We start from the raw sequence: 12874 nt of genomic DNA on the forward strand, positions 1-12874 counted from the left end.
CCACTACACTTTGCAGACCACAGGGATGAAAGTGTCATAGTGGGTTATTACACTTCCGCAGAAGTGCCTTCTCCTCGCCGCAGACAGCCGGGTGTGCCTTTTGTGAGAGCTTTCTGTGCGGCGAATCCACATCGCCCACAGGCGATGTGAGCAGGGATTCTAAGGGGCGCAGCACCCTTGGCACACAACTTTGCTACAAAGTCTAGTGTGTTACACCTTTCCAGAGGTGTACACGTTCCTGAAATGCAAAAAGTCCCATATCCAATACCTTGACGGTGCGGACATGGGACTTGATGCTTCCTCGGCCTAGCCGGGTACTCGTAACCAATCCTGACAGGCAGTTGCCGTGTCATTTCTCGAAAACTGTTTTACGAATACCCAGCACCCGGACGCACCCTGAAAAATCCACGTACGATAACGATATGTACAACAGGGCGTTCCCCGTCGGGAACGCTCTGTTTCTCTTATATAGAAAACCACAAGCTATGCTTGTGGAAGAATAGAGCCGTAGCGTTGAAACGGTAGAAAAAGAACCTCCTTTTGCTATAATTAGAAGCGGGTAACGCCAACCGCATACTAAAGCAAAAGGAGGTTCATCCATATGGACGAGAAAAGTTTATCACATACGAGCTGGAATTGCAAATATCACATAGTGCTAGTACCGAAATATCGCAGGAAAGTGATATACGGAAAGCTAAGAAAAGATATTGGAAAAATACTAAGGACACTATGCGATTACAAGCATGTAGAGATAATAGAAGCACACGCGATGCTAGACCATATCCATGTGCTTGTGTCGATACCGCCCAAACTTGCCGTAGCAGATTTCATGGGGTATCTCAAAGGGAAGAGTACGTTCATGATATTCGAGCGACATGCAAACCTAAAATACAAATACGGAAGGAGAGTGTTCTGGACGAAAAGATATTACGTAAATACAGTAGGTGGAAATGAAGCCAAGATCCGCAAATACATTCAGGAACAAGAGTTCAACGATCAGATGTGCGACCAGTTGAGCTTCAAGGAATACGAAGATCCATTCAAGAATGTAGCTGACTTCGATGACGACGATTCGCCAGAAGTGCCTGCAGATAGTATGAGAAAGTAAAAGCGACGTCAGTGTGCGGTTGACGTCGCTCATTGTGCGCCTTTAGGCGCGGCTGGTATTATGGCCCCTATGGGGCCGTTCTGCAAACCCTGTGTTTTCACGCGGGGTTATGATTGCTGCGCTGCGCTGCGCAAACGCGAACTTTTGAGAATACGCCACTTTCGGCAGGGTGCAAGAAAAAACAAGGGAAACTTTGGCAAAAAGAGAGAGGGCTGGACGGTGCCAGCCCTCTTGACAAGGAAAAACACAAGGCTCTTTATGATAATAAAGCTATAAGAACAGAATAAAGGCAATTATTTGAAATTTTTGAAAAAACAGAAATCATTTTGATGATGTGGAACGTTTTAATAGACAGGAAGGGGGTGAACCGTATCCAGACAGAATTATTGCTGCGGAAAGCGCAGAGCGGAGATACAGGTGCGTTGGACACTCTGATTGCAGCGTACTATCCACAAATTCTGAACTATTGCCGTTGGCATACAGCGGACGAGCAGCAGGCGCAGGATGCAGCACAGGAAACCTTTTTGAAAGCGGTGCGCTGGCTGGATTCCTGTGGTGGATTTCAGGGGTCATTCCGTCCCTTTCTGTACAAAATCGCAAAAAACATTTGCATCGATCTGAACCGTACCATGGAGCGGACGGAGGTATCGCTGGAGAGCTTGCCGGGCGAACCCGCCTATCAGGAAAGCGGCTTTGCAGCGGCAGAGGAGAAAGCAAACCTGCGAGCGCTGACGGCCCAGCTGGAGCCGGAACAGCGGGAACTGGTATTGCTGCGGTTCGCACAACAGCTTAAATTGCGGGAGATCGCGCAGATCACAGGTCTGCCCCTGCGCACGGTGCAGTCCCGCCTGCGTGCCGCATTGAAAACCTTGAAAATGCAATTGGAAAAGGAGGACTGGAGATGAATCGAGCCTTTGAAAAAGAACTGTCCAGAGCACTTGCGGCAGAGCCGGACACAGCTGTCCCGGAAACGCTGCTGCGCCGCTGCCGGGCGGAACATGTCGTAAAACAACGGAGTGGTTGGCGTGATTTGCTGCACTGCCAGTTCAAATTGCTGGGCTGGAAGGTCTGGGCGCTGGAAGCAATGGCGGCACTGGCGTTGTACAGTGTGGGTCGGGAACTTGCCCTGTGGGAGAAGGCATGGACATTACGCAATGCACTGTTTGGTCTGAGCACACTCGCCATGCTGACAGCCCTGCTCGGTCTGCCGTTTTTATACCGGGCAAGTCAATATAAGATGCTTGAACTGGAACAAGCCACCTATGCAGGAATCGGTCGTCCGCTGGTGATGCGGTTTTTGCTGCTGCTGGCGGGGGAAACGATCCTGCTGGAAGTGCTGGTACTCAATGTGCGGGCAGCCGTGCCATGGAGCATCGGGCAACTGCTGGCGGTGCTGACCGTGCCATTTCTGACTGCAAACAATGAGCTGCTTCTTCTGCTGCGCTGGGTGCGCCCGGAATGGATGATGACCGGGGCTGTACCGCTGTTTGCAGGGCAGCTGTGTTTGCTGCGGTTCGTGCAATTATCGGAACTGCCGAAAGGTCTGCCACTGGCGGCGGGCGTGCTGGTGCTCTGTATGGTGTTGCAGTGCATCCGGCTTGCCGCCCGGTCAGAATATATTGCAGAAGCTTGAAAGGAACAAATCATGGAACTGAAAATCCAGAATATTACAAAGCGATACCGGGATAAAACGGCGGTGGATGATGTGTCCATCGCTCTCACGCCGGGTGTGTGGGGACTGCTGGGGGCGAATGGTGCAGGCAAAACAACCTTAATGCGGATGCTGGCGGGCATTCTGCGGCCCAGCAGTGGCCGGATTTTGTGCGATGGGGTGGAGATTGGGACGCTTGGTGCGGCCTACCGGGAAAAGCTGGGATATCTGCCGCAGGAATTCGGGTTTTACCCGGAATTCACGGTGCAGGACTATCTGGAATATATGGCGGCGCTCAAGGGTCTGCCGCGCACAGAGGCTGCCCGGCAGATCGACGCACTGCTGGAGCGGGTAAGCCTCACTGAGATGCGCCGCAAAAAGATCGTGAAGCTTTCCGGCGGTATGAAGCGCCGGGTAGGCATCGCACAGGCACTGCTCAACGACCCGGAAATTCTGATTTTAGATGAACCTACGGCAGGGCTGGACCCCGGAGAACGGGTGCGCTTCCGCAATCTGCTGTCGGAGTTTGCGCAGGAACGGATCGTTCTTATTTCAACGCATATCGTTTCGGATGTGGAATACATTGCAGCCGAAAATGCCGTGATGAAGGCTGGCAAAATCATTGCACAGGACACCACCGAAGGGCTGGTAAAGCAGATCGAAGCCAAGGTCTGGCAGGGGAATATCCCGATGGAACAGCTTGCCCGGTGGGAATACCGGCTGCGGGTAGTGAACCTGCGCAACGAGCCGGACGGAACGGTAACATTGCGGTATCTGGCGGATGCACCGCAGCTGCCGGACAGCGTCCCGGCACAGCCCCGGCTGGAAGATCTGTATCTGTGGCTGTTCCCGGAGGAAATGGAGGAAGCAAAATGAACCTGTATCGTTTGGAATTGAAACGTGTGTGCAAAACTCGTATGACAGCTATTCTGCTGGCCATTGCACTGGTGCTGGCCGTGGTCATGGCATATCTGCCGGTGACCTTTATCGGCTGGACGGAACTGGATGCCAGTGGAAACGAAGTGCGTTACACGGGTCTGAAAGCAATCCGGAAACAGCAGGAGCAGCAGGTATCCGGTACCATCACGCCGGATGTCATGCAGGAAGCACTGGAAGCCTATCAGCGGGTGTACCGGCAGTACGATGCAAGCTCCATCAACGATATCCCGGTCGAGGTATTTTATAAAGAACTTGCCCGGTATCAGCCTCTTGTGAACAACGCAAAGGAAGCCTTTGCCGACTCGAAAACCGGCATGGCACCGGGCGTGATGGGGCTGACCGCAGAGGATATGCAGAACTTTTACAGCCAGCTCCCCAAACGGCTGGAATCGGTGATCTGGCTGGAACAAAGCGAAAAGCCCGGCTATGAGCAGGCGCAGGCCATTGCACAGAAAAAGTTCGATGCTGTACAAAAACCGTTCACCTATTCATTTGGGGTCAGTTCAGACGCAATGGATTACCAGACCCTGTTGAGCTTGCTGCTCACCCTGCTGTGCGCAGTGATTGCGGCCCCGGTGTTTGCATCGGATGCACAGACCGGGGCGCAGGACATCCAACTGTGCACAAAAAACGGCGGTCTGCGGCTAGCAGCGGCAAAGCTGGCGGCGGCGTTCAGTATCACAGGGGCGGCGTATCTGCTTTGCGGCGTGGTGTGGATCCTGGTCACGAATGCTCTGTTTGGTTGGGAAAATACCAAAACTTCCGTGCAATGGCTGTTTTCTGTGACCAGCCTGCTGCCGTATACCGTTGGCCAGATGGAGTGGGTCATGCTGGTGGCAAACTTCCTGATCTTCTTTGCGGAGGTGGCCTTTGTGCTGATGGCATCCGTATGGGCCAAGAACAACCTGACCGCTTTGTCTGTGGCGCTGATCAGTGTGGTGGCACCGCTGATTGTTTATATGGTCGTGCCGGGCTCCTTCGGAGAATGGCTGTCCACCCTGCTTCCGGCAGGGGGCATTGGGCTTTCCAACGCATTGATGTATAAAATGATCAGCTTTGATTTTCTCTATGCAGGCGGGCATGCCTTCTTTCAGGCAGATGTACTGCTGGCATCGGCACCGATCAAGATCGTTATGCTCGTTGGATTGGCAGCATGGGGGTATCTGCGAAAGACCAAGGTGGCTTAAGCTGGGCTATGCAGACTTGATTCTGAATGGCGATCCGGAGGAGTATTTGAAGAATGTGGCCGGAAGCCATGGGTTAGAAATCTGAATGAATGCTGGACATTACCGCTTTTTTTGAGCTGGTGATGTCCGGCATTTTTTAGTGTTGGCTGATCAATTTTAATGAAATCTTTATACTTCTACAATTTTCTTTACGGCTCCTTTATCTGTTCCATGCTAATCTTTATGCACACGGATAGGTAAAGGAGCTTTTATGATTCAATATCCTCGTTACAGGCAGCACCGTTTTTCTTCTTTTCAGGTCATTATTGCAGGGTTTGCGGCAGTTGATCTGGTGGGCGCATTGCTTCTGATGCTCCCGATCGCTGCACAGCAGAGGTGCGTTACACCGTTCCATGAGGCGCTGTTTACCTCAACTTCTGCCCTTTGCGTGACCGGCCTTGTGGTTCAGGATACCGGCAGCTACTGGTCGGCTTTTGGGCAGAGCGTGATCCTTCTTCTGATCCAGATCGGAGGATTGGGCGTTATTACGGTGAGTGCTGCCTTTGCGCTGCTTTCCGGGCGAAAGATCTCCCTCAAGCAGCGCAGCACGATGCAGGAAGCTACGGCTGCCCCGCAGATGGGCGGCATCGTGAGGCTGACAGGCTTTATTCTGCGGATCACCGCCCTGTTTGAATTGGTCGGTGCTGCACTGTTGCTGCCGACATTCTGCGCCGATTATGGTTTGCGCGGGATCTGGTACGCGCTGTTTCATTCCATTTCGGCGTTCTGCAATGCCGGCTTTGACCTGCTGGGAACAGAGGGGGCAAAATTTGTTTCGCTGACACGGTATGCAGGAAATCCATTGCTTACCACAGTGATTGCTGCATTGATCGTCTTTGGCGGCCTTGGCTTTCTGACATGGGAGGACATTTGTACATATCGCCTTGATCTTCACCGTTACCGGATGCAGAGCAAGGTGATCCTTGTCACAACGGCATTTCTTCTGGTACTGCCGACGCTGTACTTTTATTGTTTCGAGTTCACGGCAGGCTCTGCCCGACAGCGCATTTTATTGTCGATGTTCCAATCCGTTACACCCCGTACTGCCGGTTTTAACACCGCCGATCTTGCTGCGATGGGCAGCACTTCACAGGCATTGATGGTGGTTCTGATGCTGTTGGGCGGTTCGCCCGGCTCCACGGCAGGCGGCATGAAAACCACAACATTTGCCGTTCTGCTGGCCAATATGTGGGCGACCTTCCGCCGCAGAGAAGATGCCGAATTTTTCGGGCGGCGCATAGATGGTTCCGCGGTCAAGAATGCTGCCACGATTGCAGGGATGTATTTGACGCTGTTCTTCCTCGGAGCCTTTGTCATTGCTGCGGCCGAGCAGCTGCCAATGTCGGTCTGTCTGTATGAGACCGCATCGGCTGTGGCAACGGTAGGTCTGACATTGGGCATCACGCCGCAGTTGGGGGTCCTTTCGCAGGGGGTGCTGATCGCACTGATGTTTTTGGGACGTGTTGGCGGATTGACGTTGATCTATGCGGCATTTGGCAACAGCCCTGCCCACTCTCGTCTGCCGCAGGAGAAGATCGCAATCGGATAAAGGAGACAGGTATGAAATCGATTCTTTTGATTGGGCTTGGCCGTTTTGGCCGCCATATTGCGCAGGAACTGAATGAGCTGGGTCATCAGGTCATGGCAATCGACAGCAACGAAGACCGTGTGAACGCCGTGCTTTCCTATGTGACGAATGCACAGATCGGTGACAGCACCAGCGAATACTTTCTGCGCTCCCTTGGTGTTGGCAATTTTGATGTGTGTATCGTAACCATCGGCGGCAATTTTCAAAGTTCACTGGAAACAACATCGCTGCTCAAGGAACTGGGCGCAAAGCTTGTGGTCTCGCGTGCAGAGCGGGATGTACAAGCCAAGTTTCTGCTGCGCAATGGTGCGGATGAAGTGGTCTACCCGGAAAAGCAGCTGGCAAAGTGGGCAGCGATCCGATACAGCTCCGAACACATTCTCGATTATATCGAGCTGCAGGACGACCACGCCATCATGGAAGTGACCATTCCGCCGGAATGGATGGATCGCACGATCGGCGAGATCAATATCCGAAAAAAGTATAACATCAATATTCTTGCGCTGAAAAAAGACGGAAAGCTCGATATGAACATCACGCCGGATACGCAGCTGTGCCGGGATGAAAGCATACTGGTTTTGGGGAAATACGCATTGATCCAAAAGTGTTTCCGGCTCTAAAAAGATAGGACGGATCATATGGATGTCGTTTTGTTGTTGATGGTTCTTGGAGTCATGTTGAGTGGCTTTTGGGCAGCAGATGCGCTGGATCACATACGGAAGGAGATCCTTCGACAGGAAGGAAAAAGACGCGGCTGGTGGTCGTGACCATCAAATTGTGCTATACTGTGGGCAAGGCAGGTGATCTTTATGAATCAGAACGACCCACCCACTGAACATATTCTGGCGTGTCTGTCGTCCTCTCCCTCCAATGCAAAGATTGTGCGGACGGCAGCAACGATGGCAAAGGCGTTTGGAGGGACCTTTACAGCTCTGTATGTCCGGACTCCGGATTCGGATCAGATGGGAAAAGAAGACTGTCGGCGCTTGCAGCAGCACATTCGTATGGCAGAGCAGGCAGGTGCCGACATTTCTACGATCTACGGGGATGACATTCCGCAGCAGATCGCAGAGTTTGCCCGCATCTCCGGCATTACAAAAATCGTGCTGGGGCGCTCCAGCGTACATCGCCGCCATTTCTGGAGTGGACCGTCACTGACTGAAAAATTGACGATGACTGCGCCTAATCTGGATATTTACATCATCCCGGATGCTTCTGCAGAGAACGGCTACGGCTCAGGACGGAAGCTGTTCATCCGTCCGTTTCTGCCTTCTGTCCGCGATTTACTGATCACCGCAGGCATTTTGAGCTGCATCACGCTCATCGGCTTTCTTTTTTTACAATTGGACTTTGCGCGCTATAACATTATTACGTTCTATATGCTGGGGGTGCTGTTTACCGCATTGTGTACCAACGGTTACACCTGCGGTGTGCTGGGCTCCATTGCCAGTGTTGCGTTATACAATTTTTTCTTGACGGAACCGCGCCTGACATTCCATGCGTATGATCCCGGTTATCAGGTTACATTTGCCCTGATGCTGACCTCTGCAATCATTACCTGCACCCTGACAACACGGTTGAAGGATCATGCAAAAATGTCTGCGCAGGCAGCGTTCCGTACAAAAATACTGTTTGATACAAATCAGCTTTTACAGAGAGCAAAAAGCGAGGAAGAAATCCTCTCTCAGACAGCGTCCCAGTTGATGAAGCTGCTGAACCGGAGCCTGATCGTCTACCCGGAACAAAACGGAGATCTTGGTTCAGAACAGGTTTTTGGGGTTGACGGGAAAACGGTGCAAAACATCTTTTCTGCACCGGAAGAACGTGATGCAGCAAATTGGACATTTGCAAACAAAAAGCGTTCCGGTGCAGGCACGGATAGCTGCCCGGACGCAAAGGGACTTTATCTTGCACTTCGGACCGGAGGCGGCGTGTTTGGAGTGGTTGGGATCGATCTATCCGAAAAACCGCTGGATGCCTTTGAAAACAGCGTGCTGCTTTCCATTCTGGGTGAAGGCGCGCTGGCCATCGAAAACCGCAGAAACGCGCTGGAAAAAGAGCAAGCTGCATTGCAGGCAAGGAATGAAGAACTGCGGGCAAACCTGCTGCGCACGATCTCCCATGATCTGCGCACCCCGCTGACCTCCATTTCCGGCAATGCCAGCAATCTGCTTTCCAACGGAGAAACGCTGGATACAGAGACCCGGAACAAGATCTGCACCGATATTTTTGACGATGCACAATGGCTGATCGGTCTGGTGGAAAATCTGCTTTCCATCACCCGCATTGAGGATGGTCGGATGAATCTGCAGATCTCACCGCAGCTGATGGATGAGATGATCGAAGAAGCACTGCACCATGTCAACCGGAAAAGCTGCGAACACACCATCACAACACAGTATGGGGACGAGATCCTCCTGGTCAATGTGGATGCACGGCTGATCATGCAGGTCGTTGTCAATCTGGTGGATAACGCCATCAAATACACCCCCGTGGGCTCGGTCATTCAGATTTCGGCTTACCGGAAAGACCATCAGATCGTAGTGGACGTTGCAGATAATGGTCCCGGCATTCCGGAGCGCGCAAAAGCACAGGTGTTCGAGATGTTTTATACCGGGCAGAGCCGTATCGCAGACAGCCACCGCAGCCTTGGACTGGGTTTGCCCCTCTGCCGAGCGATCCTGACTGCTCACGGCGGAACATTGACCCTGCGTGACAACATTCCCAATGGCAGTGTCTTTTCCTTTGCACTGCCGCAAAGCGAGGTGAATATCCATGAATAAGCCGACCATTCTGGTCGTAGAGGATGATGTTCCTGTACGGTGTCTGATCACAACGACCCTGAAGACTCACGGCTATAAATATCTGACTGCTTCCAATGGGGAAACGGCAATCATGATGACTACCAGCCACAATCCGGACATCATGCTGCTGGATCTTGGGCTGCCCGATATAGACGGCATCGAGGTCATCCGCAGCGTCCGCACATGGTCGAACCTGCCCATCATCGTCCTGAGTGCCCGGAGCGAAGATTCTGATAAGATCGAGGCACTGGACAACGGCGCAGACGATTATCTGACAAAGCCGTTTTCCGTGGATGAGCTGCTGGCAAGACTGCGTGTAACGCAGCGCCGATTGAATCTGCTGGCTTCTGACGGCATAAACAGCCCGGTTTTTGTCAATGGTCCTTTGAAAATCGACTTCTCAGCAGGCTGCGTCTGGTTGAGCGAGAATGAATTGCATTTGACCCCCATCGAGTACAAGCTGCTGTGTGTGCTGGCGCATAATGTGGGCAAAGTGCTGACGCATACCTCCCTCACGCAGAAAGTATGGGGCAGTACGCAGGAAAATGACATTGCTTCCTTGCGAGTTTACATGGCATCCCTGCGCAAAAAATTGGAACGCTGCCCGGATGCGCCGCATCTGATCCAGACCCATGTTGGTGTCGGATACCGGATGCTTCGCGTGGAAAATGATGAAGCATAGTAAAAAAACAGGGTGCGCCCCTGAATGAACACGACCACATCTTGTGGAGGGGTTCAAACCAATCCACAAGAACAGGTGAGCATGACGAAAATGATCCTCCATATCAAGCTGCCGCTAACAATGTTAATGCGTCCTAACATCTCTAAAAACCATTGAAAAAGTCCGAAAGCGTGCTACAATACAGAGATAAAGAGCCTGCCCCCGCTCAAGGGGATGGGCGCTCAGATAGGAAACATAGAAATGAGGGATAAATATGTTTGATACAAAAAAGCTTGCACTGTTTTTGGGTGGTGTAGTGTTCGGCTCTGCCGGCTTCAAGGTGCTGTCCAGCAAGGATGCAAAAAAGGTCTACACCCAGACCACCGCTGCGGTGCTGCGGATGAAGGACTGCACCATGCAGACTGTGAACAAGGTGCAGGAAGAGGCCGGTGACATCCTTGCCGATGCAAAGGCCATCAACGAGAGCCGCGCCGCCGAGGCTGCACAGGAGGTTATCGAGGATACGGCTGAACAGCCCGCAGAGCAGACTGCACAGTGATACAACGCAGCGGAGCCGCCCTTGGGCGGCTCTTTTTTACGCAGAGGGGTAAGAAAAGCAATGAAATGTACGATCTTACATGAAGGTAAGGGACGGATGCGGGTGCACGTCTGCGCCGTGCGCATGACCCTGCACCGGGCAGATGTGCTGGAAGCCTACCTGAACGGGCAGGACAACATTCAAAAAGCCACCGTCTACGAGCGCACCGGAGATGTGGTGCTGACCTACCGGGGCAGCCGGAAGGACGCTGCCGCCCTGCTGGCAGCCTACCGCTTTGACAACGAAGAGTTAGAGGTGCTGGTCACTTCCCACGACAGCCGGAAAATCAATCAGGAATATCAGGAAAAGATGGTCAGCCTTGTGGCGGGCCGGGTGTTCCGCAAGGTGTTCCTGCCCGCGCCCATCGCGGCGGCATATACGGTGTGGCGCTCCATCGCCTTTGTCTGGAAGGGCATCCGCTGCCTGCTGCACCGCAAGCTGGAGGTAGAGGTGCTGGATGCGCTCAGCATCACCGCCTCCCTCCTGCGGGGGGATTACAGCACCGCAGGTTCGGTGATGTTCCTGCTGACGGTGGGCAGCCTGCTGGAGGAGTGGACGCGGAAAAAGAGCTTGGATGACCTTGCCCGCAGCATGGCGCTGAACGTGGATAAGGTCTGGGTGCGCACCCCGCAGGGCGAGGTGTTGGTGCCGCTGACCCGTGTCCACGCCGGGGACGAAGTGGTGGTGCGCTCTGGCAACATGATCCCGCTGGACGGCATGGTGCTGGAAGGCGAAGCCATGGTGAACCAAGCTGCCCTGACCGGCGAGTCCATGCCGGTGCGCAAGACCACTGGTGCTACCGTTTACGCCGGAACAGTGGTGGAAGAGGGCGAATGCGTCCTTGTGGCCAAGGCAGAGGGCGGTGCCAACCGCTACGATAAGATCGTGGCGATGATCGAGGAATCGGAAAAGCTCAAGTCCGGCACCGAAAACCGGGCTTTGCAGCTGGCCGACCGTCTGGTGCCGTGGTGCCTTGCCGGTACGGTGGCTACCTATGCCTTTACCCGCAACGTCACCCGGGCCATCTCCATCTTGATGGTGGACTTCTCCTGTGCGCTGAAGCTTTCCATGCCGCTGGCAGTGCTCTCTGCCATGCGGGAGTGCGGGGAATATCACATCACCGTAAAGGGCGGCAAGTATCTGGAAGCGTTGGCAAAGGCGGACACCATCGTGTTCGATAAGACCGGCACCCTCACCCGTGCCACCCCACAGGTGGTGCAGGTGGTGCCTTTCTCCGGCTGCGGGGAGCAGGAGGTATTGCAGCTTGCCGCCTGTCTGGAAGAGCATTTCCCCCATTCCATGGCAAACGCCGTGGTCCGTGCCGCCAAGGAGCGGGGAATTTCTCACGAAGAGATGCACTCCGAGGTGGAGTACATCGTGGCCCATGGCATTGCCAGCCGGGTAGGGGGCAAGCGGGTGGTCATCGGCAGCGCTCACTTTATTTTCGAGGACGAGGGCTGCACCATCCCGGCAGGGGAACAGGCAAAGTTTGATGGGTTGGACCCGCAGTATTCCCACCTGTATCTGGCCGCATCCGGGGTGCTGGCGGGGGTCATCTGTATTGCAGACCCCCTGCGCCCGGAGGCGGCACAGGTGCTGCGCCAGCTCCAAAAGCTGGGCATCACCCAGACCGTTATGATGACCGGCGACAGTGAACGCACTGCCCGCGCCATTGCGGCGCAGGTGGGGGTAGACCGCTGCTTTGCGGAGGTGCTGCCGGAGGATAAAGCCGCCTTTGTCCGCGATGCCAAAGCCGAGGGACATACAGTGGTGATGATCGGCGACGGCATCAACGATTCGCCCGCTTTGTCGGCGGCAGATATCGGCATCGCCATCCATTCCGGTGCCGCCATCGCCCGGGAGATTGCCGATGTGACCATCCGCGCGGATAGTCTGGAAGAGCTGGTGACCTTAAAAGCCATTGCCAACGCCCTGCAAAAGCGGGTGGGCAGCAATTACCGCTTTGTGCTCAGCTTCAACTCGGCCCTCATCCTTCTGGGGGCTCTGGGCATCCTGCCCCCTGCCACCAGCGCCATGCTGCATAACCTTTCCACCCTTGGCATCAGCCTGCGCAGCATGACAGACCTGTTGGAGCAGAAGCCTTCCCTGTAAAAATGGTACGCCGGAGCGTCCGCAAATGCTCCGGCGTACCGAAATGATAGCTCTTCCCATAAAAAGGAAGCTGTTGCACAAATGTTGTGTGATATATACCCCCAATACTGGACATCCAGTATTGGGGGTATATATTTAGGTGCCCACCCTCTTAGTCCGTGTGCTGTAAACAACAATGCAAAAAATC

Annotated in this window: 11 protein-coding genes and 1 pseudogene; all 12 read left to right on the forward strand. The window is 53.8% G+C overall.

Annotated features, from left to right (window positions below):
• The first annotated feature begins 601 nt into the window (after positions 1–601).
• The 12 genes and pseudogenes from tnpA (at position 602) to D3F01_RS09795 (ending at position 12687) form a co-directional block, all read left to right on the forward strand.
• On the forward strand, positions 602–1108 hold the full coding sequence (gene tnpA / locus D3F01_RS09740; RefSeq protein WP_242888342.1) for an IS200/IS605 family transposase: 507 nt from the start codon (positions 602–604) through the stop codon (positions 1106–1108).
• Between the two features lie 422 nt (positions 1109–1530).
• Positions 1531–2013: an RNA polymerase sigma factor gene (locus D3F01_RS09745; RefSeq protein WP_347567999.1), complete on the forward strand. Its 483-nt coding sequence runs from the start codon at positions 1531–1533 to the stop codon at positions 2011–2013.
• Positions 2010–2741, forward strand: a complete 732-nt coding sequence (locus D3F01_RS09750; RefSeq protein ID WP_156071658.1) for a hypothetical protein — start codon at positions 2010–2012, stop codon at positions 2739–2741. The genes D3F01_RS09745 and D3F01_RS09750 overlap by 4 nt, the downstream gene beginning before the upstream one ends.
• 12 nt (positions 2742–2753) lie before the next feature.
• Positions 2754–3635, forward strand: a complete 882-nt coding sequence (locus tag D3F01_RS09755) for an ABC transporter ATP-binding protein (RefSeq protein WP_156071655.1) — start codon at positions 2754–2756, stop codon at positions 3633–3635.
• Positions 3632–4885 carry an ABC transporter permease subunit gene (locus D3F01_RS09760; protein ID WP_156071652.1) on the forward strand — a complete coding sequence of 418 codons (1254 nt, stop codon included), beginning with the start codon at positions 3632–3634 and terminating at the stop codon, positions 4883–4885. Before D3F01_RS09755 ends, D3F01_RS09760 begins: the two co-directional genes overlap by 4 nt.
• A 1-nt stretch (position 4886) precedes the next feature.
• Positions 4887–4970, forward strand: a pseudogene (locus D3F01_RS09765) (DUF6061 family protein); the annotation flags it as partial.
• Positions 4971–5135: 165 nt separating this feature from the next.
• Positions 5136–6473, forward strand: coding sequence for a potassium transporter TrkG (locus D3F01_RS09770; protein ID WP_156071649.1), 1338 nt, complete (start codon positions 5136–5138; stop codon positions 6471–6473).
• Between the two features lie 11 nt (positions 6474–6484).
• Entirely contained in the window at positions 6485–7132 is a 648-nt protein-coding gene (locus D3F01_RS09775) for a TrkA family potassium uptake protein (protein WP_117534951.1), read from the forward strand.
• Positions 7133–7411: 279 nt separating this feature from the next.
• Positions 7412–9295 (forward strand): DUF4118 domain-containing protein, encoded by a 1884-nt coding sequence (locus tag D3F01_RS09780; protein WP_347568002.1) that lies wholly within the window; start codon positions 7412–7414, stop codon positions 9293–9295.
• Positions 9288–9998 carry a response regulator transcription factor gene (locus tag D3F01_RS09785; protein ID WP_117533498.1) on the forward strand — a complete coding sequence of 237 codons (711 nt, stop codon included), beginning with the start codon at positions 9288–9290 and terminating at the stop codon, positions 9996–9998. The genes D3F01_RS09780 and D3F01_RS09785 overlap by 8 nt, the downstream gene beginning before the upstream one ends.
• Positions 9999–10251: 253 nt before the next feature.
• The gene (locus tag D3F01_RS09790; protein ID WP_005935684.1) at positions 10252–10536 is read left to right on the forward strand and encodes a DUF6110 family protein; all 285 of its coding nucleotides are present in this window, start codon (positions 10252–10254) and stop codon (positions 10534–10536) included.
• Positions 10537–10596: 60 nt separating this feature from the next.
• On the forward strand, positions 10597–12687 hold the full coding sequence (locus tag D3F01_RS09795) for a heavy metal translocating P-type ATPase (RefSeq protein ID WP_242888346.1): 2091 nt from the start codon (positions 10597–10599) through the stop codon (positions 12685–12687).
• Positions 12688–12874 lie beyond the last annotated feature (187 nt).

The organism is Faecalibacterium sp. BCRC 81149 (genome assembly GCF_022750605.1).
In the GTDB taxonomy this organism is placed as follows: Bacteria; Bacillota; Clostridia; order Oscillospirales; family Ruminococcaceae; genus Faecalibacterium; species Faecalibacterium duncaniae.

Coding starts and splice junctions, on each gene's coding strand:
- D3F01_RS09780 (WP_347568002.1), top strand. CDS start 7,412: ATGGCAAAGGCGTTTGGAGGGACCTTTACAGCTCTGTATGTCCGGACT.
- D3F01_RS09790 (WP_005935684.1), top strand. CDS start 10,252: ATGTTTGATACAAAAAAGCTTGCACTGTTTTTGGGTGGTGTAGTGTTC.
- D3F01_RS09775 (WP_117534951.1), top strand. CDS start 6,485: ATGAAATCGATTCTTTTGATTGGGCTTGGCCGTTTTGGCCGCCATATT.
- D3F01_RS09795 (WP_242888346.1), top strand. CDS start 10,597: ATGAAATGTACGATCTTACATGAAGGTAAGGGACGGATGCGGGTGCAC.
- tnpA (WP_242888342.1), top strand. CDS start 602: ATGGACGAGAAAAGTTTATCACATACGAGCTGGAATTGCAAATATCAC.
- D3F01_RS09760 (WP_156071652.1), top strand. CDS start 3,632: ATGAACCTGTATCGTTTGGAATTGAAACGTGTGTGCAAAACTCGTATG.
- D3F01_RS09785 (WP_117533498.1), top strand. CDS start 9,288: ATGAATAAGCCGACCATTCTGGTCGTAGAGGATGATGTTCCTGTACGG.
- D3F01_RS09770 (WP_156071649.1), top strand. CDS start 5,136: ATGATTCAATATCCTCGTTACAGGCAGCACCGTTTTTCTTCTTTTCAG.
- D3F01_RS09750 (WP_156071658.1), top strand. CDS start 2,010: ATGAATCGAGCCTTTGAAAAAGAACTGTCCAGAGCACTTGCGGCAGAG.
- D3F01_RS09755 (WP_156071655.1), top strand. CDS start 2,754: ATGGAACTGAAAATCCAGAATATTACAAAGCGATACCGGGATAAAACG.